At 38.1% G+C, this 23,338-nt stretch carries 21 protein-coding genes, 4 tRNA genes, 2 pseudogenes and 1 riboswitch; of the genes and pseudogenes, 12 read left to right on the top strand and 15 right to left on the bottom strand.

The annotated features are described in order from the left end of the window. Nucleotides 1-36: 36 nt before the first annotated feature. A riboswitch (FMN riboswitch) is annotated at nucleotides 37-194 on the bottom strand. A gap of 170 nt (nucleotides 195-364) precedes the next feature. The 3 genes and pseudogenes from L3V46_RS16770 (at nucleotide 365) to L3V46_RS16760 (ending at nucleotide 3,421) form a co-directional block, all read left to right on the top strand. Then, nucleotides 365-2,194: a DUF2157 domain-containing protein gene (locus tag L3V46_RS16770; RefSeq protein WP_239046313.1), complete on the top strand. Its 1,830-nt coding sequence runs from the start codon at nucleotides 365-367 to the stop codon at nucleotides 2,192-2,194. Next, nucleotides 2,191-2,802: pseudogene (locus tag L3V46_RS16765) on the top strand (GDYXXLXY domain-containing protein). The gene L3V46_RS16770 and the pseudogene L3V46_RS16765 overlap by 4 nt, the downstream one beginning before the upstream one ends. Nucleotides 2,803-2,953: 151 nt before the next feature. Then, complete coding sequence (locus L3V46_RS16760; protein WP_239046312.1) at nucleotides 2,954-3,421, top strand: hypothetical protein; 468 nt, start codon at nucleotides 2,954-2,956, stop codon at nucleotides 3,419-3,421. A gap of 66 nt (nucleotides 3,422-3,487) precedes the next feature. Here the strand turns inward: L3V46_RS16760 and panD are convergent, their stop codons facing one another. The 11 genes from panD to L3V46_RS16705 all read right to left on the bottom strand — a co-directional run bounded on the left by panD (nucleotide 3,488) and on the right by L3V46_RS16705 (nucleotide 9,636). Then, on the bottom strand, nucleotides 3,488-3,868 hold the full coding sequence (gene panD / locus L3V46_RS16755) for an aspartate 1-decarboxylase (RefSeq protein ID WP_004722504.1): 381 nt from the start codon (nucleotides 3,866-3,868) through the stop codon (nucleotides 3,488-3,490). 153 nt (nucleotides 3,869-4,021) lie between these two features. Next, a complete protein-coding gene (gene pth / locus L3V46_RS16750) occupies nucleotides 4,022-4,600 on the bottom strand; it encodes an aminoacyl-tRNA hydrolase (RefSeq protein WP_004722502.1) in 579 nt (192 codons plus the stop codon). A 20-nt stretch (nucleotides 4,601-4,620) separates the two neighbouring features. Then, a complete protein-coding gene (rplY, locus tag L3V46_RS16745; RefSeq protein ID WP_004722499.1) occupies nucleotides 4,621-4,917 on the bottom strand; it encodes a 50S ribosomal protein L25 in 297 nt (98 codons plus the stop codon). Nucleotides 4,918-5,014: 97 nt separating this feature from the next. Next, nucleotides 5,015-5,968, bottom strand: a complete 954-nt coding sequence (locus L3V46_RS16740) for a ribose-phosphate pyrophosphokinase (RefSeq protein ID WP_004722497.1) — start codon at nucleotides 5,966-5,968, stop codon at nucleotides 5,015-5,017. Nucleotides 5,969-6,003: 35 nt separating this feature from the next. Further along, nucleotides 6,004-6,078, bottom strand: a tRNA-Gln gene (locus L3V46_RS16735). A gap of 91 nt (nucleotides 6,079-6,169) precedes the next feature. Further along, nucleotides 6,170-6,244 (bottom strand) — tRNA-Gln (locus tag L3V46_RS16730). A gap of 19 nt (nucleotides 6,245-6,263) precedes the next feature. Further along, nucleotides 6,264-6,338 (bottom strand) — tRNA-Gln (locus tag L3V46_RS16725). A gap of 30 nt (nucleotides 6,339-6,368) precedes the next feature. Further along, nucleotides 6,369-6,443 (bottom strand) — tRNA-Gln (locus L3V46_RS16720). A gap of 4 nt (nucleotides 6,444-6,447) precedes the next feature. Beyond that, nucleotides 6,448-7,281: a 4-(cytidine 5'-diphospho)-2-C-methyl-D-erythritol kinase gene (gene ispE / locus L3V46_RS16715; RefSeq protein ID WP_239046311.1), complete on the bottom strand. Its 834-nt coding sequence runs from the start codon at nucleotides 7,279-7,281 to the stop codon at nucleotides 6,448-6,450. 25 nt (nucleotides 7,282-7,306) lie between these two features. After that, nucleotides 7,307-7,915: a lipoprotein insertase outer membrane protein LolB gene (lolB, locus tag L3V46_RS16710; RefSeq protein WP_239046310.1), complete on the bottom strand. Its 609-nt coding sequence runs from the start codon at nucleotides 7,913-7,915 to the stop codon at nucleotides 7,307-7,309. Nucleotides 7,916-7,923: 8 nt separating this feature from the next. After that, nucleotides 7,924-9,636 carry a tetratricopeptide repeat protein gene (locus tag L3V46_RS16705; protein ID WP_205622319.1) on the bottom strand — a complete coding sequence of 571 codons (1,713 nt, stop codon included), beginning with the start codon at nucleotides 9,634-9,636 and terminating at the stop codon, nucleotides 7,924-7,926. A gap of 77 nt (nucleotides 9,637-9,713) precedes the next feature. Between L3V46_RS16705 and hemA the strand changes: the two genes are divergently transcribed. Then, entirely contained in the window at nucleotides 9,714-11,000 is a 1,287-nt protein-coding gene (hemA, locus tag L3V46_RS16700) for a glutamyl-tRNA reductase (protein ID WP_004819618.1), read from the top strand. Nucleotides 11,001-11,090: 90 nt separating this feature from the next. After that, nucleotides 11,091-11,540 carry a hypothetical protein gene (locus L3V46_RS16695; RefSeq protein WP_239046309.1) on the top strand — a complete coding sequence of 150 codons (450 nt, stop codon included), beginning with the start codon at nucleotides 11,091-11,093 and terminating at the stop codon, nucleotides 11,538-11,540. On the opposite strand, the gene L3V46_RS16690 is transcribed toward L3V46_RS16695, so the two are convergent. Both L3V46_RS16690 and L3V46_RS16685 read right to left on the bottom strand, forming a co-directional pair. Further along, a complete protein-coding gene (locus tag L3V46_RS16690) occupies nucleotides 11,537-13,444 on the bottom strand; it encodes a CHC2 zinc finger domain-containing protein (protein WP_239046308.1) in 1,908 nt (635 codons plus the stop codon). The two genes, L3V46_RS16695 and L3V46_RS16690, sit on opposite strands and share 4 nt — an antisense overlap. Before the next feature lie 118 nt (nucleotides 13,445-13,562). Continuing rightward, nucleotides 13,563-14,585, bottom strand: coding sequence for an outer membrane protein assembly factor BamD (locus tag L3V46_RS16685; protein ID WP_034617516.1), 1,023 nt, complete (start codon nucleotides 14,583-14,585; stop codon nucleotides 13,563-13,565). Between the two features lie 71 nt (nucleotides 14,586-14,656). Between L3V46_RS16685 and rluD the strand changes: the two genes are divergently transcribed. Further along, nucleotides 14,657-15,709, top strand: a complete 1,053-nt coding sequence (gene rluD / locus L3V46_RS16680; protein WP_004722483.1) for a 23S rRNA pseudouridine(1911/1915/1917) synthase RluD — start codon at nucleotides 14,657-14,659, stop codon at nucleotides 15,707-15,709. Nucleotides 15,710-15,758: 49 nt separating this feature from the next. Here the strand turns inward: rluD and L3V46_RS16675 are convergent, their stop codons facing one another. Continuing rightward, nucleotides 15,759-16,358, bottom strand: a complete 600-nt coding sequence (locus L3V46_RS16675; protein ID WP_239046788.1) for a DUF4882 family protein — start codon at nucleotides 16,356-16,358, stop codon at nucleotides 15,759-15,761. Nucleotides 16,359-16,405: 47 nt separating this feature from the next. After that, nucleotides 16,406-16,534: a hypothetical protein gene (locus L3V46_RS22860; RefSeq protein WP_270402789.1), complete on the bottom strand. Its 129-nt coding sequence runs from the start codon at nucleotides 16,532-16,534 to the stop codon at nucleotides 16,406-16,408. Between the two features lie 185 nt (nucleotides 16,535-16,719). Between L3V46_RS22860 and pgeF the strand changes: the two genes are divergently transcribed. The 6 genes and pseudogenes from pgeF (at nucleotide 16,720) to L3V46_RS16645 (ending at nucleotide 23,020) form a co-directional block, all read left to right on the top strand. Then, nucleotides 16,720-17,463, top strand: coding sequence for a peptidoglycan editing factor PgeF (pgeF, locus tag L3V46_RS16670; protein WP_239046307.1), 744 nt, complete (start codon nucleotides 16,720-16,722; stop codon nucleotides 17,461-17,463). A gap of 126 nt (nucleotides 17,464-17,589) precedes the next feature. Beyond that, nucleotides 17,590-18,144: a flavodoxin family protein gene (locus tag L3V46_RS16665; RefSeq protein ID WP_034617506.1), complete on the top strand. Its 555-nt coding sequence runs from the start codon at nucleotides 17,590-17,592 to the stop codon at nucleotides 18,142-18,144. A gap of 755 nt (nucleotides 18,145-18,899) precedes the next feature. Next, nucleotides 18,900-19,949 (top strand): hypothetical protein, encoded by a 1,050-nt coding sequence (locus L3V46_RS16660; protein ID WP_239046306.1) that lies wholly within the window; start codon nucleotides 18,900-18,902, stop codon nucleotides 19,947-19,949. 146 nt (nucleotides 19,950-20,095) lie between these two features. Continuing rightward, the gene (locus L3V46_RS16655) at nucleotides 20,096-21,142 is read left to right on the top strand and encodes a hypothetical protein (protein ID WP_239046305.1); all 1,047 of its coding nucleotides are present in this window, start codon (nucleotides 20,096-20,098) and stop codon (nucleotides 21,140-21,142) included. A 270-nt stretch (nucleotides 21,143-21,412) separates the two neighbouring features. Beyond that, nucleotides 21,413-21,523 (top strand): annotated as a pseudogene (locus L3V46_RS16650) (flavodoxin family protein); the annotation flags it as partial. A 183-nt stretch (nucleotides 21,524-21,706) separates the two neighbouring features. Continuing rightward, nucleotides 21,707-23,020, top strand: coding sequence for a hypothetical protein (locus L3V46_RS16645; protein ID WP_239046304.1), 1,314 nt, complete (start codon nucleotides 21,707-21,709; stop codon nucleotides 23,018-23,020). The last annotated feature ends 318 nt before the right edge of the window (nucleotides 23,021-23,338 follow it).

The raw sequence follows: 23,338 nt of genomic DNA, 5'->3' as shown, positions 1-23,338 counted from the left end.
TTTCCAATAGCGAATATTGAAATTTTTAAGCTGTGACGTCGTCTTCTTTCATCCGGACTATACCGTCGGCTTTGGCATTTCACCAAATCTGCGAATCACGATTAAGCGTGATAAGCTCGTGGGCTGTTGGCTCAGGATTGAAAATCCGTCCAATTTACCACCGGTGGGGAATTACACCCCGCCCTGAAGCGATGTGCATTTATTATAGACACTTTTTTACTAAATGGATGCTTTTTTTTAGAATGATCAGTACTATAGATAGAACAATAGTTGCTATAGAAAATAATTAAACTTATACATTTAAAAGAATATTTGTGGTCATAGTGATCAACAAATAACAAAGCATAAAATAAGGAGACTCAGCTTGATCACGATTCAGCAAGATGTCTATTCATGGCGTAATGATGACTTTGTTAAACACTTACAGGTTTTAGGATGTGCTCTAATTGCAGTCAGTATTTTATATCTGACTGCTGCAAATTGGTTTATGTTGCCTCAGTTTTTTCAATTGGCAATTCCACAACTTTTTTTGTTACTCAGTGCTGTAACAAGTATTTTTTTAGTTCAGCATGATTATTTAGTCCAGTGTTTGCATACAATAAGTGGCTTGATGATTGGTTTAAGTTTGGCTGTCATTGGTCAAATTTATCAAACAGGGGCAGATAGTTATTTACTATTTTTAATCTGGTCTATTTTATTACTGCCGTGGTTGTATCGTCCGAATATTGGTGTTTTTACATTGCTCTGTATTGTCAGCCAACTCACTTTATTTTTGTTTTTTAAACAAACATTTTGGGCTGATGAATATCCTGTCACATTTTTATTTAGCTTAAATCTCCTTTCATTATTTCAGTTTTATTTTTGTCTTCGTTGTTATCAAAAGCTGCGTTATCTCTTTGTCTTATGGTTTGGCATTCTTTCAATTTGGCATATGGTGCTATTTTTATATGGAGACAGTAATTTAGCATTCGCCACAGCCATGATTTTTACATGGACAGACCTTAAGATCGCTTATTTAATATCATCATTTTTTCTACTTTCTGTCGCATTAACTTATTTTTATCGAAAAAGAGATCAGTTATGTAGTGTGCTTTCAGCAGTAGGTTTAGGGATTACGTTTACGCTGGTGATTTTCAAATGGATGAATAGTCTGTTTCGTGAATCCGAAGTGCTCGGATTATTTTTAATTGCACTGGTGGTTTTCGCTTGGTTTGCATTGATTACTTTTTTATTGATTAAGTTTATCCCACAAAACAAATTTAACAATATTCCTATCGCAGTGGGTGCATGGATTGCAGGTGTTTTATTGGCATCATTGATGCTGGCATTTTGGGGGAATTTCTCCTTGATCATGGGGGCAGTTTTTGTGGTATTGGCTGCCTTTATTTTAAGAAGTAAACAAGCTTTATTTTTAAGGCAGTTTGCTTATTGTATATGGGTCGCAGGGCAACATGCTGTGATTTTCCACACGGTTGAATTAACTGACCAATTCTTTCCAATTTTCTTTATTCAATTTGCCATGCTGTGTCTTAGTTATTTTATTCGCAGCCATTGGTTCTTTATTATTATCCAACTATTTGCCTTGTATTTATCAGGTATTGCGTTGATTTGGGATTTAAACGTTCTGCTTGGATTACATCGTTTTGTTGAAAGTTTTTCATTTCTGGTCTTGCTAAGTTATGGGTTTTATCTGGTAATGATTTGGGTGCATGGTATTCAACCCAGTCAATATCAACGCAGTTTAGCATTGGCGAGTTTATTGATTATTCTTTCATCCTTGGGTTTCTATACACTATTTGGAAAATATGAATTAGAGAAAATGAGATACCTTCCTATTCTCAACTTGGGGCTGCCTATTTTGTGGTTGGCTTTGTTTATGCTGTTGAGGATTCGCAATCAATTTAGCTTGATTGCTCAATTGATTTTATTGGCTTTTGCTGCAGTACTGATATTTTATGGCTATTTTGAAATTTTTATTTGTATCGCCATACTTTCATGGGCATTGTCACAGCACGATAAGATTGTCTATGGTTTCGCTTTAGTGACTTTGGCGTTAACCTTATGCTTTATTTACTACGCGTTGAATGTTAGCTTCCTCGTTAAAAGTCTAAGTATTTTTAGCTCAGGATTAATTTTGTTGATACTGACTTGGGTGCTACATAAATTCCAATCAAAAGAGGGAGTAAATACATGAAAAAATTCATTCCTCTTTGTCTTGCTTTAATCTGTATTGTTCTTTTTCTAGGCATCATTTTTAAGAATGAACAGCATCTGAAGAATAGTCAGAGTATATATGTCCACTTACAACCTGTTGATCCACGTTCATTAATACAAGGTGATTATATGGTGCTGAGTTATCAACTTTACTTTGCACCGCAAAAACTAAATCAGGGCGATCAGAACAATGTAGATCCAAGTGATAGTGATGAAAATCATATTTTTTCGGGGCATTATTTTGATCAAGTGATTGAAAATAAGCCTTAGGTTACGGCTTATGTTGAATTGGATCAACAGAAAAAGGTGGCACATACTTATTTTGAAAAACCTAAAGATGCGCAAACTGTAAAACTGATTTTGAAGAACCCGGATAATCGACATAGAACACTTTATCCTGCATCCAATAGCTTTTTATTTGCAGAAGGTTTAGCTGAATGTTATCAGCAAGCAAAGTATGCTGAGTTTAAGGTGGATCAGCAGGGCAATGCGATTCTTGCATCTTTACGAGGAGAGCATTTACAAGATCTGGAATGTGAGAATAAACAACGTTGGCGTGATGGATTTCGTTCTGAAAGAACTGAATAATTGAAGTCCAAATTATTCACTATAACGGATACTTGCTAAGGCAACATTGAATAATATGCATGAAATAAGTGCTTTGAATAAATGGTGGATTAAGTCAGTTTGAATTTAGTCTTATTGGTTTTCATAGCCATAATATGTATGGATAGTCGTTGTGAAAAATAACCAGATCAAATTTTCCCATATGATTATTTTTCTAATACTATTTATTTTTGTTTTATCTACATTTTATTCAGGTAGCTTGAATAAGTCATATTCAAATAGTCCAGAAATAGTCAATTTTAGAGGAATTAAAAATAAGTATTTTATCCAATATTCTCCAGAATTTACTCCATCATTGATTAGGCCTGGCAACGCATCTGCTTCAATACGGATACATCGAGATAATTTGTCTAGTGAAGAAATGACACGGATACAACAACAACTTGTCTCTGATGGCTGGAGAAGAATAAAGGATGAAGGTAGATATTTTCAATATTGTTTAAATAAAACACAAATATTAAATATTGGATCTCCTGTCACTTTGAAAAAGAGAAGTGGTGAAATTATTGAGAATGATAAGGTTAACTCATGGATTATTAGTCTGTATTATAATGATAATGGTGTAAATAGCTGTTATTGAAAATAATTAAGTGAAATAGACATAAAAAACCCGCAACATTGCGGGTCTTGAATCATCTGTGTGCAATTATGCAACTTGAACAGGGATACAGTTTGCTGTGTGATTTACTGTATTGTCTGGATTTGCATATACAAGACGTGGTTTATGCGCATCCGCTTCAGCATTGGTAAAATCACCAAATGTGGCAATAATCATTAAATCACCAACATCAGCTTGAAGTGCAGCGCCACCATTGACTGAAATGATGCCCGAACCTTCTTCGCCACGAATCGCATAGGTTGTAAAGCGCTTACCATTAGTCACGTTCCACATATGAATTTCTTCATATTCACGGATACCAGCTAAATCCAAAAGAATACCGTCGATTGCACAAGAACCTTCATAATGTAATTCTGCTTGTGTAACAACACAACGATGGATTTTTGCTTTTAATAAACGAGATAGCATGATTTGCGTCTCCAGAGTAGCCCTTACAATTGTTATCTTGTGTTGAATCAACAATTTTCAATGGGGGGATGCATTTGAAAGCGCATTTTGCTCTTAAAAATGAATCATGGCAAGAAAAATTGTTGAACAAAGAACATAAAATTTAGGTTTAAATTATGCTTTATAAGCATTGATTTGATTCATTGCTTGCTGAATCTCACCATTAACCAATAATTTTGTTTTGCCTAAAGCATGGTGTATTGCATCATCCATTAAAGTCTGTTCACTGCTTGGTGCTTTACCAAGTACATGTCCTGAAACTTTTTCTTTAGCGCCGGGATGACCAATGCCAATACGTAAGCGATGAAAATTAGAACCAATATGAGGAACAATGTCACGTAGACCATTGTGACCACCATGTCCACCGCCAGTTTTTAAACGAATGACGCCCGGATTCATATCCAGTTCATCATGAGCGATGAGAATTTCTTCTGGTTTAATTTGGTAGAATTTTGCAAAGGGAACAACACTTTGACCAGAAAGGTTCATAAATGTTGTGGGCAATAGTAGACGAACATCTTGTCCTTCAATATTACCGCGACCACTGATTCCTTTGTACTTTGAATCAGTTTTTAATGTAATACCATATTGTTCTGCAAGGCGTTCGACGAACCAAAAGCCTGCATTATGGCGGGTTTGGGCATATTCAGAACCTGGATTACCCAAACCAATAATCAGTGAAAGTTTACTCACTCATTTACACCATTTAACACTTATGCGCGTTTAAAGTCAGCGTGCATTGGTGTGTTTTTAGCTGGGTGACGTTGTAAAGCTTGGATTTTAACGCTTTCAACTTTACCTTCGATGTTAAGATCGATAACTTCTTCAAAGAAAGAGTTATTTTCTAAAGCTTTAACAAGCTCGCGAAGTTCTAAAGTAACCGCTACAGGTTCAGCAGAACCACCATAGATGATTGCTGGAACTTTATTTTGAAGACGAAGGCGGCGGCTCGAACCTTTCCCTTGAACTGCTTCTTCACGTGCTACTGCATTTAATACGAAGTTTGCCATGATGACATTTCCTCATTGAGTGTAATTGACTGAACTTTCGACCAGCCCAGTGATATAAAGCCCTACCAAAGAGTAGGGCTTTGAAAATTTGGCGCTATTATAGATAAGAATCGAACATTGCGCTAATAGATTCTTCGTTGTTAATACGACGAATTGTTTCAGCAACCATACTTGCTACTGAAACTTGGCGAATCTTACCAAGTTTTAATGCTTCATCTGAAAGTGGAATTGTGTCAGTAACAACCAATTCATCAATTACAGATTTGCTTAAATTTTCGAGTGCTTTACCTGATAGTACAGGGTGCGTTGCATAAGCAACCACTTTACGAGCACCAAAAGTTTTAAGTGCGTCGGCAGCTTTACACAAAGTACCAGCTGTATCAACCATGTCATCAACAATCACACAGTCACGATCACGTACATCACCAATCAAATGCATCACTTGTGATTCATTAGCTTTTTGACGACGTTTATCAATGATTGCAAGGTCGATATCACCCATTTGTTTTGCAACAGCACGTGCACGAACTACACCACCAACGTCAGGTGAAACCACCATCAAGTTATGATGTTGTTGTTGACGTAAGTCAGCAAGCAAAGCAGGCGTACCGTAGATGTTATCTACAGGAATATCAAAGAAACCTTGGATTTGGTCAGCATGCAAGTCGATCATTACAACACGGTCAATACCCACAGTGGTGAGCATGTCTGCTACAACTTTTGCAGTAATTGGAACACGAGTTGAACGAGGACGACGGTCTTGGCGTGCATAACCGAAGTATGGAATTACAGCAGTAATACGACCAGCACTTGCACGACGCAAAGCATCTGCCATTACTAAGATTTCCATAAGGTTATCATTCGTAGGGGCACAAGTGGGCTGTACGATAAACACGTCTTTACCACGCACATTTTCAGTAATTTCGACAGTGATTTCACCATCAGAAAATTTACCTACAGCAGCAGCTCCCAGAGGGATGTGCAAATGGCTAACGACTTTTTGGGCGAATTGTGGATGCGCAGTTCCACTAAAAACGACAAGATTGGGCATGAAGCACCCTTGGCGGTTGGCAGATTTGAATTAGATGGCAGGGGCGGCTGGATTCGAACCAACGGATGCCGAGATCAAAACCCGGTGCCTTACCACTTGGCGACGCCCCTAATGCGGCAGAATTTTAGTGTTTTTGTATGTCTCTGTCAAGGTAAATCAACATTAAATACAAATTACTACGTTCTGTCTTTTTTGAGAAAATGGCAGGGGCGGCTGGATTCGAACCAACGGATGCCGAGATCAAAACCCGGTGCCTTACCACTTGGCGACGCCCCTAATTTGATGTTGTATTTAATGGCAGGGGCGGCTGGATTCGAACCAACGGATGCCGAGATCAAAACCCGGTGCCTTACCACTTGGCGACGCCCCTAAAATACAACGATCTACAGATGAAAAATGATGGCAGGGGCGGCTGGATTCGAACCAACGGATGCCGAGATCAAAACCCGGTGCCTTACCACTTGGCGACGCCCCTATCATTACACTGTAAAATGAGTGAGTGGTGATTCATTCAAACTGTTGACCAAATAGGCTTTGCAGGGTGAATGATTTAAAACATCATCAATCTTCATTTGTTCAGTGACTTCAACAAAAACACAAGCACCTGTACCTGTAAGCTTTGCTGTACCGAACTGATCTAAATACTGCATTGCTTCATCAACTTCAGGATATAAATTTCTTGCCAGTGGCTCAAAATCATTTCTAAAATTGGATGGCTTTAGCTGATAGGCGCAAAATTTAGTAGGCTTCGTATCTCTTGTCAATGTTTTTTGCGAAAAAAGTCGTTGAGTGCTGATAAAACAATCAGGTTTTAACACAATGTATTGTTTTTGATCTAAGTCTATGAATGTTAAGTGTTCACCTATACCTTCCGCCCAAGCATTACGACCATGAACAAAGATTGGAACATCTGCACCCAATTTAACCCCAAGCTCAGCCAGTTGTTCAGTATTTAAACCACATTGCCAAAGTTGATTGACCACAATCAATGTGGTGGCTGCATTGGAAGAACCACCACCTAGACCTGCACCCATTGGAATATTCTTTTCGATACGAATTTTTAAACCAGTCGGCTGTGTAGCATAAGGTTTTAAAATTTGAATCGCTTTATAGATCAGATTATGTTCCAAATCGACGTTACTCAAACCTTCAAGACTGATTTCAGGTTGAGAATGTTCTGTTTGGGTGAATTCTAACCAGTCATACAAATCAATCAGCTGAAAAATACTTTGCAACTCGTGATAGCCATTTTCACGGCGACCTGTGATATGCAAAAACAAATTCAATTTTGCTGGAGAGGGAACACGAATCATAGATTTCATTGTCTAAGGTATAGATTTAGCGGTTTTGAATCACCATTGTAATACGATTTTCCTGACCAGATTCAAGTTGTTGTTTTAAAATCAGCTTATTGGGCAAGCTCGCTTGATTATTATAACTAAAATCTACAGTCCAGCCATCTTCAATGATTTGAGCAATACGTTGAGTATTATCTCGGGTGATTTGTGCATTTTCAGTGGCAGGATAAGCTTGAACCCAATCGACAATATGGGTAATAGGTGCAGTCCAGCCTGTGGCTTTTTCAAGCAGCTCTTCTGGTGTTTCAGCCGAAATCGAACCTGTTTTAGCGCTATTGAGGGTAACTTCTCCAGATTTTCCTTCAATAATGGTTTTACCAATACCTAAGATTCCATTCAACTGGATGTTAAAGTCTTGTTGGTCTTGTGTCCATGTGTAGAACGCACTGCCAGACTGTTTCGGTGTTTTTACCCCAATTTTCCCTTCAAGATTAAATTGATTTGACGGTTTTTGCTGGGGCGTTGTGGCATCTGTCTGTGCTGTAAGCGTAGGTGTGGTTTGTACTGGTTTTACGACTTGTTGACAACCTGTGAGGGTAAAAGCGGTTACAGCAGTTAGGGTGCAAAAGATCTGTGGAATGTGACGCATACAAGTCATTAACTCTTTTTAATATGTTGCGGTAATATTAATGAATCTAATTGATTTAATTGAGGATCATTTGGATGATTTTGTTTGAGTTGTTGTAACACTTCATTAAATTGAGCTAAGGCACCTTGCATATACAACGATTTTGCATATCGAATACCAATGTTTACACTATGACTCAAATTATAAGCTTTCGATAAAATGTTCGAGGCGGCATCAAAATCATTTTGCAAGAATGTGATATATCCCAGCGTATCTAAAATCGAGGCCTGATCTGGCGCAGAATCTAAGGCATGTTCAGCATACTTTCGCGCTTCATCTAGACGTCTATTTTGTAGTGCAAGCGTATAGGCATAAGCATTTAAATAAGCAGGATTATTTGGCTCTAAAGTTAAGAGTTGTTTCAATGCTTTATCAAGTAAATCACGATCCTCAAATGGATCAAGAAGCAGTATTTCTGAATAGAGAATTTCAGGATCATCAGGCAAGTTCTTCACTGCTTCCGTGAGTAATCTCAGCGCTGCTTTTTTATTGCCCATGCGTTTTAAAATCTCGGCTTGAGCCTGATATAAGAAACTTGCATGTTGTGGATAATTGACACGTTCTTGGGTTAAAAACCGCAAAGCATCATTCATCTTGTCTTGTCTTTCAAAAATCGAGACCAGATTACGGCGTGAAACCGTATATAAGTTCCCATCAACCAAACGATAATAGGCTTTTGCCGTTTCATCATTTTGCTTTCGTTCAGCATTTACTGCCAAATAAAAATAAGCTTCGTTTTGATAACGTGACGAGTAGCGTAACTCCACTAAATACTGTTCAGCTTGATCCAGCTTTTTTAAATCAATCGCAGTTAAACCTGCAATAAATAGAGCCTCTTCAGCATCTGGCCAAGCTTGGATAATCGATTCTAATTTGCTTAAGGCCAATTCAGATTGATGAATCTTGATCAGATATTTGACTTCTGCCAGACGGATATCATAGTTGTACTTGTTTTTACGACTGCTTCGATCATACCAATTTAAAGTCGCTTCTTGGTCACCCAAAGCCTCTAATAAATTGGCTTTCATCAGAATAAAGCCAGTCACTTTTGAACGTTTTTTTAACGCCTTATTGACGGTTTTTAAGGCTTGCTCGATTTCATCGTTTTGCGCTTCCAAACCGGCTATTAGAATTAAAACAGAAGGGTTGTTTTTTTCTTTACTTGCTCTCAGAGTATTGAGCAGATTTTGACGATCTACTTCTGATTCTGGTGCAATTCCTTCTAAAATCTTTTCTAAATCAGCGTTGGGGTCAATATTGAGAATACTGTCCAGAGTCTCCGCTGCAAGTTCATATTCATGTGATTTGAGCGCGATATGCGCCAAATAAAATTTTGCAGGAACGTCCTCAGGTTCTTGTACAACCCAATGGGTGGCAATGTCTAAAGCTGCTTTTAAATCGTTTTGTTCAATTGCAACATTCAAGGCACGTTGCTTAATGGTGGTTGAATTACTACGAATTGCGAGCACAGTATAATTGTGTAAAGCAGTTGCAGTATCATTATAAGCCAATGAAAATTCAGCAATAATACTTTGTTTTAATGCATTAGTATTATATTTAGCATGATAAAATTCTCCAGATGCTCTAATATGAGCACTAGAAGCCATGCTACCAACCAGTAAGAATGTGGTAGAATATTGCTTAATTGTCATGCCGCTTAAGCGGTTGTTTATTTGACGCAATTTTTCCGAATCCAAGTATGCTTTTTATGACACCGTTATTGCACAATAGCACAAATTTAGCGAAATGATGATCTGATATGTCTTTCTTTGCATTGGGTGTCAACCATCAAACTGCTTCTGTTGAGCTACGTGAGCAAATCGCTTTTAATCCAGAACGATTAAAAGATTTATTTGCCGTAGAAAGCCTTCGCCAAAATTTGAATGATATGGTGGTGGTGTCAACATGTAACCGCACTGAAGTCTATGCCATGGCTGAAAATGCCGATATGGTATTAAATTGGCTCGCCCAAACCAATGGTATTGATGTAAAGCAATTGTCAAATCATGTATATCGTTATGAAAATACCGATGCTGTTTCGCACTTAATGCGGGTTGCCAGTGGTTTAGACTCATTGATGCTGGGTGAACCGCAAATTCTTGGGCAGGTTAAAACAGCACTATCAATCGCAAAAGATGCTGAAATCGTCTCGCAAAATCTGAATCAAATATTTGAATATGCTTTTTATGCAGCCAAACGTGTACGTTCTGAAACGGCAGTCGGCAGTCATGCTGTCTCAATGGGATATGCTGTTGCTCAACTCGCATTACAAGTGTTTAGTAAGCCTGAACAGCTTACAGTCATGGTGGTTGCCGCAGGTGAAATGAACAGCTTGGTGGCAAAACACTTGGCTGAAATGGGCGTTGCAAAAATCCTGATTTGTAATCGAAGCCGTGAACGGGCAGAGAAATTAGCACAAGAAATAGCGCATCGTGTTGAAGTGGAGATTATTCCATTTGATGAACTCACTACTCAGCTTTATCGTGCGGATGTAATTTCCAGTTGTACAGGCAGTTTGCATCAAGTGATTGCTTATGCAGATGTGAAATTCGCTTTAAAAAAACGTCGTTATCAACAAATGCTTATGGTCGATTTAGCTGTACCTCGTGATATAGATCCAAAAGTTGAAAGTTTGGATGGTGTGTATTTATACGGTGTGGATGATCTACAAAGTGTAATTGATGAAAATTTAGCACAACGACGTCAAGCTGCGGTTGAAGCAGAGGTTATGGTCAATCAACTGGTAACTCAGTTGGTGACACAGCAAAAAGTAAAAGATGCTGGTGGGACGATTCAACAGTTTCGTGAGCACGGTGAGGAACAACGCCAGATGGAGTTGTCGCATGCCTTAGAGCGTATTCAGGCAGGTGAGGATACGCAACATGTACTTGAGGATTTTGCACATCGCTTGACACAAAAGTTATTGCATCCATCATCAATTTTGTTACGCCAAGCAGCACAGGATGAAGATCCTTCACATTTTGAATGGATGAAAGAAAATATTCAGGATATTTTTGAACAAGAAAGAAAACCAAAAGCAAAGTGATTATTTTTTAAAACGAATGTGATTTAATGTTTTTTGCTTCACCAGCTATTATTGGTGTATATATTAGTGCCATCAAATTAGAATAATGAAATGAAGGCAATTAAAATGCTTAAAACTTTATATATATTCATATTATTGTGTTTGTCAGTAGAATGTTTTGCAAAGCCTGTAAAAGACAGTGATGTATTATTGAACCAAGCCATCAAGGATCTACATAGCCTCTCTACGCAGGGTGGAATTATGGGGGTAATTGATTCCGTTGATCGATGCTATAAGAATCCCAAAAAACCTAAACTATATTGCTTTTATCTAGATTATTCAGGGCGGATATTTGATGCACTTATGGTCGAGAGTATAAATGCACACTCAGATTCTAATTACCCCACCAACGCGTTTTTTAGTGATGAAAACTTTCAAAAACGTATATTTATAAACCTATATAAGCCTTATGACTCTTCAATGGAAGAGGCCAATAGCCATATGAATTTTTTGTATTTCAAAATACTTGATAAGCTCAATGAAGCGTTTATAGAAAATTAATGATGTACCAACTTTAAACTAATTTGTTTAGTCAGTTCATTGAGTTGTTTACGTAAATTACGTGATTCACTCAATGAGGTTGGTGCTTTAAGCTTTAATTTTAAATATTTCTCTTGCAAGGCCAAAGAGTAATCTGAAGCCAATTTATCTGCCATTTCAGGCGCTTCAGCCAAAGCCTGGATATTGGTACGTTGTATGATTTCAGAGAGTTCCAAATGATAAGCACCACATGCACCTAAAATATAATAGGTTGCAAGTTCCTGATCATCTGGTAGATCGTCAAAGACACGGTCAAATACCGCTAAGATTTGCGCCAATAACTCATCTGGTTGAATCAATGCACGTAATACTTCAAAGTGAATATATAAAAACGGATGTTGCATTAAAATCGCAACAGCAAAGTCTTCATCTTTCGTGCGAATATTAAAAGACAATGAGGCATCTAAGCTGACTTGAGGCTGCCATTTTCGATTAAAACCTAACTTTTCTTTAAAAAATTGTCTTAATAAATAGCGGTAAGAACCTTGTTTAGGCAATAATTCAGTCAGTTGATTGAGTTCAGCCATCACCTGACTTTTACCTTCAGGTGTAGCAACATCATAATTTTGACTCAATAAAGCAAAGACGAAATCCGATAATAAAGGGGATTGTTGCCATATCCGTTGAAACGTTTCAAAACCTTCTTTACGAATCAACGAATCTGGGTCATGTTCTTTGGGTAGAACAAAAAATTTAAGTTCACGGCCATCATTCAATAACGGTAGAGCAATTTCTAAGGTTCGACGTGCTGCTTTTTGTCCAGCGGCATCACCATCAAATGCAATCGTGATTTGATTGTTCTGCTTAAATAAAATAGTTAAATGATCTGCATTGCTGGCCGTACCTAATGTTGCTGTCGCACCAGAAATCCCGTTTTGTTGTAAGGCGATCACATCCATATAGCCTTCAACCATGAGCCAATTTTGCGCACGGTCTTTCCGACCTTCATACAAGCCGTAAAGCAGTTGATTTTTATGGAAGACTTCAGAATCAGGTGAGTTAATATATTTCGGTTTGATTTCGTCATTCAATGCACGACCACCGAAACCTACAACACGACCTTTGTTGTCTCGAATCGGGAAAATCACCCGATCACGCAACAAATCGAAGTCACGACCACTATCACTGGTACGAATCAGACCCAGTAGTTTTAAACCTTCAATATCTTGTGGGAAAGCTTTTTCTAAATGTTGCCAATCTTCTGGTGCATAGCCTAAGCGCCAATATTGGATTGTTTCGGCGCTTAAACCACGATGTTTAAAATAATTCTGCGCCACTTTACTGTTTGGTAATTGGCGTTCATAAAACTGCGCAATATTTTCTAACAGATCATAAAGGTTGCCATCTTGAGGGAGCTGATCAAAACCTACTGAGTCAAACTGGGTTGGATCGAAATGCTCAGGATCTGGATATTGGCTAAAGGCTTCAAAAGGGTCAATTTCTAGTGGCTGAACAGAATCTATTTTTTGCTCAGTGGGTTTAGAATCGACTACTTTATTTTCTACAGCCTTCACTGCTGGCTTAGGCTTGGATACTTCACGTTTATACGACAGTTTTTTATTGTCATGATTGTCTTTGGGAAGTTCGACACCTGCATGGCTGGAGAGTTCTTTCATGACATCGACAAAGTTTCGATTATCAATATCCATTAAGAAGCGAATGGCATTACCATTTGCCTGACAGCCAAAGCAGTGATAATACTGTTTATCACGGTAGACATGAAAAGAGGGTGACTTTTCCTGATGAAAAGGGCAACAGCCTGAATAGGTGCGACCAGTTTTTTTCAATTTCACACGTTGACCAATCAGATCGACAATATCTGTGCGATCCAAAATTTGATCTATCGTGTGCTGAGGAATAGCCATAAATTTAATGTCATATATCGTTTAAACCAATTTAAAGTTTAACGTAGTTTTGAGTCTAAAAATATCTATGAATAAAAAAGACGGGTAAAAACCCGTCTTGATTTGTCGCAATCAATATTTATTTACGTTGTCCATCATACAAACTTTCATCTGCACGTGCTGGCTCTTTAGACACTTCACGATTTGGACGATCAAGTAAGCCAAAACTCACTTTATTTAACAAGCTTGATTTTTGTTCTGCTTGATCAGACATTTCAGAACTCGCTTCTTGTGATACTTCTGCTTTATCACCACGACCTAAAATACCTAATGTTGCACGGTTCCACCAACTTGCTTCTTTACGTGCTGCGCGTATATTCACTTCACCATTAGATTTAACAAGGTTTGGATAGTTTTGCTTAAGCACGCCAATGTACTGTTGTGATGTTTCTTTATCGCCCAACTTGTCATAACCATATGCCATTGTTGCTAAGGCTTCAGGAACTTGAGGTGTTTGAGGATAGTGTTCAATCACCCATTGTGAACGTTCAATCGCAGCCAAATACGCTTTACGTTTAATATTGAAACGTGCCGTATTCATTTCACTTTCAGCCAATTCTTGACCGATGTATTTCATTCGTTGTGCGGCATCAACTGAATATTGGCTTGAAGGATAGCGACGAATTAAGTCGACAAAATTTTGATAGGCAATTTTTAAATAACCTACATCACGATGTGCTTGTTTTAATGAGGTATAGCGAAGCAAACTGTCATAATTTTGCTCCATATTGGCTACGCCACGGACATAGTAGGCATAATCTAAATTCGGATGTTGAGGATTTAAACGAATAAAACGATCTGCCAGTGCAATTGTGCCTTCATAATCTTTTTGCTTAAATTTTGTGTAAAGCAATTCAAGCTGAGCTTGTTGTGCATATTGCCCAGTCGGGAAATAAGTATCCATTGCTTCTAACGCTTTTGCAGCATCGCCATATTGCCCACGGTCTAATGATTTTATCGCATTATTGTAATAAGTCTGCTCATTTGATTTCGGGCCTGTATCAACAACATCCTTCTTCGGATTGCTGCTACAGCCGACAAATGCAGTTGCTAAGCCTACAGTTAAAGCAAGCATTGTGACTTTATAACGTGGTAGCGACATAAAAATTCCTCTGTTTATACGGGCAATAGGCTACAATTGCGCTATTAAACCACTTTTGTCCGAATGAGCAAATGACTTCAGCACACTCTTCTAATTCTAATTTCCCAGAAAATGATTTCAATTTACTTGAAGATTCTGAGGATGCAGATAATCATAATTCTGCGCCGACTGCAACACGTTTATCGTTGCAATTTCAATTGGATGAAAGCTATTTAGGGCAACGTATTGACCAAGTCGCAGCACTGGTTTGGAACGAGTTTTCTCGTGAAAAACTCAAGCAGTGGATGAAAGAAGGTCATTTGTTGGTAAATGGTAACATTGTCAAGCCTAAGTATAAATGCGAAGGCAATGAACTTCTATGTTTAGATGTTGAATTGGAAGCACAAACGTCTGCACAACCTGAAAATATCCCTTTAAACATTGTTTATGAAGATGACGATATTATGGTCATCAATAAACCTGTTGGTATGGTTGTTCATCCTGGTGCGGGTAATCCAAATGGTACTTTGGTGAACGCCTTGCTTTATCATTACCCAAAATCTGCCGAATTAACCCGTGCAGGTTTAGTGCATCGTATTGATAAAGACACCAGCGGTTTATTGGTTGTTGCTAAAAATTTAGAAGCGCAATTTTCTTTAAGTAAACAATTGGCTAAAAAAACAGTTTACCGTGTATATGACTTGATTTGTTATGGTCATATTATTGCGGGAGGAACGATTGATGAGCCGATTAAACGTCATCCTGTAGATCGTGTAAAAATGGCTATTTTACCGGGTGGTCGTGATGCGGTGACGCATTACAATGTTAAAGAACGTTTTCAGCATTTCACTCGTGTACAGGCACAACTTGAAACAGGGCGTACTCATCAAATCCGGATTCATTTCACCTATATAGGTTATCCATTGGTGGGTGATCCAGTCTATGTTAGCCGAGTTAAAGTTCCAGCAGGTGCTTCTGAGAAACTGAGCAGTGCATTGCGTAACTTTAAACGCCAAGCTTTACATGCCTCTAAATTAGGCCTAGTTCACCCACGTACACAAGAAGAAATGATGTTTGAAGCACCATGGTCAGATGATTTCGTTGAGTTGGTTGAAGTGTTACGCTCTGAAAACAAAGCCTATTAATTGATTTACATGATAAAACTGCTCAATGAGAGCAGTTTTATACATTGATTTAGTTACCACAAGCATCTTTTGTACCTGTTGGAAAAGTATTGGTAAATTTTGATTTATCCGTGACCAATTCTAATGACATGGTTTTATTTAGGTATGGAGAGTTGGCTTCAAAACCCTCAAAATTGACTTGTAGGACTACTGTGAAATCTTTAGGTTTAGACAGTAAAGTCGCGACATAATCTAAATTTTTTTTATTTACAATCAGTCCAATTTGATTGGTATTTTGATTAAAGTAAACACCAAGATTTTGTTGTGAGCCTCCTTTAATTGGTTTTATATAAGAATATAATTCTTTAATTTCTTTAGTGTTAGGATCAGTTGATATAATTGATATCAATACCAAATTTTTTATATTATTTTGCACCTTTAAGAATGGGCTATTTTCATATATTACTGATATTGAATGCATATTTTTATTTTTATCCTGAAGTAATATTGTATAAATTTTTGCATCATTTCTAGCGTTTGTTAATTCAGTTGGAATAACGTCTGTATTTAATTCAAATCCAACAACACCTGATTGAGGTAATATTAACCCTCCCTCAACAATAGTACTATTCATCATTTTCAATGTACTATGATTGGCAGAATACGTGATTGGATATGCTGTTTCTAGAATTTTATAGGAAAGTTTTTGACCTGATGCTATAGGAAATTTAAAAAAAAATTGTATGGCTCAGGCATAAAGCCTTCTAAATCATAACGACATAGTGCAAATCCTTGCGTGCTGATAACACTCAGACTCAATAAAACAGCAAGCTTTAGTTTTTTCATGGTTTATCCTTATTTTTAAGTTTTAATTAATATTATTGAGTTTGATTAAAAAAACAACACTATGTGAAGTTGAAATGTTTAGTTTTGTTAATCAACAAAATGGACGAGAAGATTGGTTTTTGGATTGAGTAAATTTGTTATAGTTATTGAGTCGTGAAAATGATTTGAATAGGAAAATGAGTCATATGCAATTTGTTCAAGGATTACCTCAAGGTGTATATGCAGGCCAGACACATATACATCACCCAAAGGCTTTGCCATCTGTACAGCCTGAGCTTGAAGGTTTTAATTTGGCATTGCATGTAAATGACGATCCTCAACGGGTACAACAACACCGTATGATTTTATTGGATGAGTTTGCAGAATTGGGTGTTAGTAAAATTACATGGATGACGCAAACCCACAGCACAATATGTCATACCATCAATGAAGAAATGACATTTACTGCATTGGAGGGGGATGGCTTGGTCACACAGACTCAGGGGCATGCCTTGATGATGATGACTGCTGATTGCTTACCCGTTGTTTTAGGCAATGCCGCGGGTACTGAGGTTGCCAATCTACATGCAGGTTGGCGCGGTTTAGCAGGAGGGATAATTGAAAATACCATTGCCAATATGAAGTCTCCACCTACTTGGGCTTGGTTGGGAGCAGCAATCAGCCAGCCTTGTTTTGAAATTGGCGCAGAAGTCAAAGCTGCTTTTTATTCTAAATATGCTGAACTAGACACTGCATTTATAGAGGGTGAGCAAGCAGGTAAGCACTATGCGGATTTGTATGCGATTGCGCGTTATATTCTTAAACAACATGGGGTGAATGTGGTTACAGGAGGAGATCAGTGTTCTTATCGTCAAGATCAGGATTTCTATTCTTATCGTCGCCATGCAAAAACAGGGCGTATGGCTACTTTTGTATTTATTCGGAATTAAATCTTTATTTTTAAATAGATTTATCGTTGTTTTAAGCGTTATGTTATAGGTTTTCTGAACATTACAAGAATTGTTTAAAAATGAATTGATGTTAAACTTGACCAAATTTGTTTGTTTTCAATTGATATGTCTTTATCTGCTAAATCTATCGCGATCGTTTACCACAGTCCATTTGGTCATACTGCAAAAGTTGCGAATTATATTGCACAAGGTGCAGAGAAGATCGGTGTAACTGTTCATCAAATGGATATTGAGCATATTGATTGGGATATTTTAGATCAAGCGAATGCCATAATTTTTGGCTCACCGACCTATATGGGAAGTGTTACAGGTCCATTTAAAATGTTTATGGACTCTACATCTAAACGTTGGAAAAATCGTGATTGGCAGGGCAAACTAGCTGCTGCATTTACCAATTCAGGTGGTTTAAGTGGCGATAAGCTATCTGTACTGCAACAGATTAATATCTTTGCAATGCAGCATGGTATGTTATGGTCTGGACTCCCTTTAATGCCTACAGGTGTTAAACCCACAGATTTAAACCGTATGGCGGGTTATTTAGGGTTAATGACACAATCAGATAATGCACCTGTTGAAATTACACCGCCTTCTGGTGACTTGCAAACCGCAACATGGTTTGGAGAGTATATTGCGTTACTCATAAATAAAATTACGCCGTAGTTGTTCATTGGTATTCGATAAAAGAATGGAAAATAGAATAAATAAAAAATTTTATAATAGGCTTTTTTGATAAGCCATTTTTTAACTATAGATCAATATAAAAGTCCCACATCTTAGTCTTCTCCCAACGGGAGAAGCAACTTTAAATACCAATATAATTCAATCAATATGATTATTTTTTGCATTCATGGAAAGGTATTATGCACTGGTGGTTTATGATCTGCTTTGGACGGATTATTGTGATACTATTAAGTATAAATATACAATTGTTAAAATTAGTTACATAAAATAATATAAGTAAAACCCTTAAAAATATCGTAAAAATAATATTTTTATGTATAAAAATTATATACTTGTAATAATAATTTATTAAACTGAATTTTAGTATAACTTTTACCCATAATAAAATATGAGAAGATTATGTGGGTATAAAAATAGAGTGATTGATAAGGAAATCATTAAAGTTATAACGGTATCTCTGGCACGACTAGTATAGGGCTTACTCTTCAGCGCGATGAGCGCTTGGATCGTGGTTGACCTTATGAGTGTGTAAGCCGTTAGAAATTAATGTTCGCGGGCTAGATGCATGTTGACTTCCTATAAGCGGATTGGGATGTATAAAGCTGCCAACTTTGAAAAAAGTTGTAACGAAGGGGCTAATAAAAATCTGAAGGCTCACTTGGGGAGAATATAGTAGCGATTCTGTTGATAGTGTGCGAGATGAATTTGACGGCTCTGTTGATTAGGGAGAAAACATGATTTCCACTAAGGATTTTTCAAAGCGTTTTGTTGGCTATAATATCGTTGATTGTGAGGTAAGAAGGCGTAATTTTTTTTATTTCATTGCCCGCGAAGATTATACGAAGTGGACGGACTGGAAAGAAACTGGAGATCACCCAAGCGAGCGGTCTCTTTACAAGAAAATAATAACTTTCACTCTTTCTGAAGCCCCTAAAAAACAATGGGGGCATGGCCTGTTGAAGGGTTTTTCCAGGCTGACTTCAAGTGTGGCATTCCAACCGAAAGAGCAGCTTATCGTGGGATCTCTGAGTGGGCAGATATATGTTATCGGTTCAGGAGAGCACGAAATTCAAGGCGAGATTAAGTCGGATTTGCGAGGATCGCTAAATAGTCTTAGAACAATCGAAGGTAGCGTGTATCTGGCTGGTAGTGGCAGAGTTTCTGGAATTCGAAGAGGGAAGGACGACTGGCAGTGGATTAGTCGCGATACGCCATACGACCAGAAAACCGAACTGTACACTGCAGGATTCGACGTCATGGATGGATTTTCTAGCAATGATATCTATGCGGCCGGCGGGGATGGGGATGTCTGGCATTACGACGGAAAATCTTGGAGGCGCATAGATTTTCCCAGTAACTTGACTATTGGGACCATGTGCTGCGGCGCTGACGGAAAAGTCTACATCAGTGGATATGAAGGTTTGTCTTTCGTTGGTCGCGGTGATGACTGGAAGCCGGTAAAGCGGCGGGAAATCATTCCATTGGGATTCAAAGACATCGTCTGGTACGAGGACCGTGTCTGGTGTACCAATGACATCGGCGTGTGGTGGATTGTCAATGACGAGATCGTCTCCGCCAGTATTCCCGCCTTTGCCAAAGTCAGCTCTGGAAACTTGTCTGCCAGAGATGGCGTCCTGTTGCTGGCTGGCTTTTATGGGGCTGCCTATCTGGAAAATGGTCAATGGAACGAGATTTTCACCCATAGCGAGATGGTCGACCGCTGCAAAGCCGAAGGCCTGTATGACGGCGTGCTCAAAGCCCGTTGGCATGAGTTCAAGGATTAAGCATGGAATGCTTTGCGCATTCGCAGAAATCAGCTAGATGAGTACTACAAAAGTGTAAAGGGAAAAATGCCTCAGCAAATCCAGAAGAGCAGGCAAGATCCGAAAAGATATCCTCAGATGGTAGTGTAGAAATGGACTAAATAATTATGGAAACGATTAATTTCAGCAAAGAGCTCTTGGGTTTTAATATCGTTGATTGTGTCGTCAGAAGTAGGGATAAGTTCTATTTCCTTGCTCGTGAGAACTATACGCAGTGGACGGACTGGAAAGATGTTGGTCGTTATCCAGATGACACTGCCTTGGAGCTTAGAGTTATCTCCTATTTTAGCTCAAAACCTATTGGTTCTCAGTGGGGGCATGCAATTTTAAATGGGTTTGATCTTGCAAGTGCTGCTGTGGCGATAAATCCAAAAGAGCAACTGGTCGTGAGTTCAATCAGCGGTCAGCTCTATGCCGTTGGAAGTGGTGAGGCAGGCATGGAAGATAGTATTTCCAGTCAATCTCGTGGTGGTATTTTTCGACTAAAAACTGTATCAGACACATTGTACGCAGCTGGAGGAATGCGAACTTTTGGCTTTCGCGAGCAAAAAAACCAATGGCATTGGCATAACAAAAATATTCCATTGACTGAGGAGGACGAATCCGGGTGGCCGGGATTTAGGGATTTGGACGGATTTTCTAAAGCAGATATATATGCTGTTGGTGGATACGGTGATGTATGGAGCTTTAACGGACACGCGTGGCGCCAGGTCGATTTTCCAAGCAATCTCTTCATAAAAACAGTCTGCTGCGGTGGTGATGGCCGCGTTTACATCAGTGGTTACGAAGGCCAGACCTTTGTAGGTCGAGGTGACATCTGGAAGAAGGTAGCAAGCAAGGAACTCATCACCCTCGCGTTTAAAGATATGGTCTGGTACGAAGACCGTGTCTGGTGTGCCAACGACAGCGGTGTGTGGTGGATTATCAAGGACGAGATTGTCCGCGCTGATATCCCCGCCTTTGCCAAAGTCAGTTCTGGACACTTGTCTGCCCGCGATGGCGTCCTGCTGCTGGGCGGTTTTTATGGCGCCACGTTCCTTGAAAACGGTCAATGGCACGAGATTTTCAGCTACGACGAGATGGTTGACCGCTGCAAGGCCGAAGGCCTGTACGACGGCGTGCTGCAAGCCCGCTGGCATGAGTTCAAGGACTGACCCTCAGAATGCCCAACACGCTCTCCCAGCAGCGGCGAGCATATTGCTACGACAAGCGTTCCATCATGGAGTCCACAGCATAGGCAATTTAAATTTAGGAAATGTTCCATTACTGAATACTAAAGTAAATATGAACTTAGTTAATCTAAAACAGATAAATTAAGATTTGTTTCTAACGGTTATGGGAATCTAAAATGTTAAATCCCTAAGAGAAAGGAAATCTACAGATGGAGGTTTTTTTTATTGTTTATGTAAGAGATAAGCTCTATCTCACTTTCAAATAATACACCTGTTGAAATTACACCACCCTCTGGTGACTTGCAAACCGCAACATGGTTTGGAGAGTATATTGCGTTACTCATAAATAAAATTACGCCGTAGTTGTTCGGTGTAATTACATAAAAAAACAAAAAACATCATAAATAAAAAGCCTTTAGAATCATTGTAAAAGTTGAATTATTGAGTGAAATGTTTTGTTAATTGAAGGCTAAACTGTGTTTTGCCTTTTTTTTATTGTCGTTTTCATATAATTTTTACCAATAAGAAAAAATCTTAGAAGATGATATGGATATTAAAGATAGAAAAACAATTAAAATCATAAGGATGTTTTTAACTTATGGTCTGTTGTTTTCTCCAGTTTATTGTTTTGCAAACTCTTTTCAATCTGAAGGATTAACTGAATTAAATGACGCTGAGCTTTCTAAAGTTAGTGGTCAAGCCCTGATGAGTTTGAGTTATATTGCACCTAATGATTCAGTCAATAAAATGCAAGGGCAAGGTATCGGTTTTTATAAACTTGGACTCGAAGCTGATCTTGAATTAAATGCCAATATTAAAAAATTGCAGCTCGGTTGTGGTGGGGTAAATGGGGCGGGCGGTTGTGACATTGATATTGATAATTTGAGTCTTTCAGGTATAGCAGATACCCGAGAAGGACGTGTAGGTTCAAGTGCAAAATTGACCAATCCATTTATAGAGTTTGCGATAAAAAATCCCAATTCTGCGTCAACACGAGAAGTAGTTGGCCTACGATTAAGTGCTGAAAAAGCATTAGGTTTGTTAACAGCAGGTACTGAAAACTCAGATTTGCCAAATGGTATTAATAGCCTGAGTGGTGCTTTAAAAATTAAAGCAACAACAGGCAGTGCAAATACGACTGCACGGAATTTACAATATGCTGATACAAATATGTCTATTAAAGGGAACATTAAATTAGGTATTCTTCCGACAGCAAGTTTTCAGACAAATGACTATAATTTAGGATTGCAATCGACTGGCGCTACATTGGCTGTTAATGGGAAAACTTTATACGGCAATCGCATGACGAGTGCTCTTTTGACTGGAACAGCTAAAATTGATGAACTATTTTTTAGAGGTTCAATTAAACCAATTCTTGCAGGTATAGATTTATCATTTTTAACATTGAATGCGAGTGGTAGCATATCGGGTTTAACTGCAAATTTAGATATTAATCAAAGCTTGGGATATATTCATAAGCTACAATTGAATAATCCATTTTCTTTATCATTACAACAACAGTCTGTGTGGTGGCCAAATGCTGAAATTGCTGCTCAAAGAGGATGGTGGATAGCGATTGAAGATGAAATTGATATTGGTAAAGTCACGCCATCAAATACGATTGACGTAACCAATGATGTTTTAAAACAAGTTGTACCAAGTTTAAATGAATATCTTGCTAAATCTGAGAATACTGTGAAATGTCCAGGTTTAATTGGCTTATCTTGTATTGCGAGTGAGGTGGCAATTGGGCAAATTAATTTATCAGGTTCAAATCCACTATATTTCCCGATTAATGATTTGAAATTGGCGACTCAAGATTTTGCGCCTAACTGTTATGGCAATCTAAAATTCTGTTAAATCTTTGAGACTAAAGAAAACCTCCAGATTGAGGTTTTTTATTGGGTATAGCTTGATATGCGTTATATCGCAGGAGTCAATAATCCACTTGTTGAAAACGTATTATGCATTGGTGATTTATGTTCTGTTTTTGGCGGATTATTATGGTATTATTAAGTATAAATATACAATTGTTAAAATTAGTTACATAAAGTAATATAAGTAAAAAATCCTTTAGAATCATTGTGGGAGTGATGTTGAATTATATAAAAATTATAAAATATAAATATTTACGACGAAGTGTTATTCTATTTATTTAACACTTAGTATATTTTTTAT

The sequence above is a fragment of the Acinetobacter sp. AG3 genome (genome assembly GCF_022343575.1).
GTDB classification, from domain to species: domain Bacteria; phylum Pseudomonadota; class Gammaproteobacteria; order Pseudomonadales; family Moraxellaceae; genus Acinetobacter; species Acinetobacter guillouiae.
This window is presented reverse-complemented; position numbering and strand designations above follow the sequence as displayed.

Excerpts from the sequence above, each read along its gene's own strand:
- panD (WP_004722504.1), bottom strand. The coding sequence starts at position 3,868 with ATGCTATCTCGTTTATTAAAAGCAAAAATCCATCGTTGTGTTGTTACA.
- rplY (WP_004722499.1), bottom strand. The coding sequence starts at position 4,917 with ATGGCAAACTTCGTATTAAATGCAGTAGCACGTGAAGAAGCAGTTCAA.
- L3V46_RS16740 (WP_004722497.1), bottom strand. The coding sequence starts at position 5,968 with ATGCCCAATCTTGTCGTTTTTAGTGGAACTGCGCATCCACAATTCGCC.
- ispE (WP_239046311.1), bottom strand. The coding sequence starts at position 7,281 with ATGATTCGTGTTCCCTCTCCAGCAAAATTGAATTTGTTTTTGCATATC.
- lolB (WP_239046310.1), bottom strand. The coding sequence starts at position 7,915 with ATGCGTCACATTCCACAGATCTTTTGCACCCTAACTGCTGTAACCGCT.
- hemA (WP_004819618.1), top strand. The coding sequence starts at position 9,714 with ATGTCTTTCTTTGCATTGGGTGTCAACCATCAAACTGCTTCTGTTGAG.
- L3V46_RS16695 (WP_239046309.1), top strand. The coding sequence starts at position 11,091 with ATGAAGGCAATTAAAATGCTTAAAACTTTATATATATTCATATTATTG.
- L3V46_RS16690 (WP_239046308.1), bottom strand. The coding sequence starts at position 13,444 with ATGGCTATTCCTCAGCACACGATAGATCAAATTTTGGATCGCACAGAT.
- L3V46_RS16685 (WP_034617516.1), bottom strand. The coding sequence starts at position 14,585 with ATGTCGCTACCACGTTATAAAGTCACAATGCTTGCTTTAACTGTAGGC.
- rluD (WP_004722483.1), top strand. The coding sequence starts at position 14,657 with ATGACTTCAGCACACTCTTCTAATTCTAATTTCCCAGAAAATGATTTC.
- L3V46_RS22860 (WP_270402789.1), bottom strand. The coding sequence starts at position 16,534 with ATGAAAAAACTAAAGCTTGCTGTTTTATTGAGTCTGAGTGTTATCAGC.
- pgeF (WP_239046307.1), top strand. The coding sequence starts at position 16,720 with ATGCAATTTGTTCAAGGATTACCTCAAGGTGTATATGCAGGCCAGACA.
- L3V46_RS16665 (WP_034617506.1), top strand. The coding sequence starts at position 17,590 with ATGTCTTTATCTGCTAAATCTATCGCGATCGTTTACCACAGTCCATTT.
- L3V46_RS16660 (WP_239046306.1), top strand. The coding sequence starts at position 18,900 with ATGATTTCCACTAAGGATTTTTCAAAGCGTTTTGTTGGCTATAATATC.
- L3V46_RS16655 (WP_239046305.1), top strand. The coding sequence starts at position 20,096 with ATGGAAACGATTAATTTCAGCAAAGAGCTCTTGGGTTTTAATATCGTT.
- L3V46_RS16645 (WP_239046304.1), top strand. The coding sequence starts at position 21,707 with ATGGATATTAAAGATAGAAAAACAATTAAAATCATAAGGATGTTTTTA.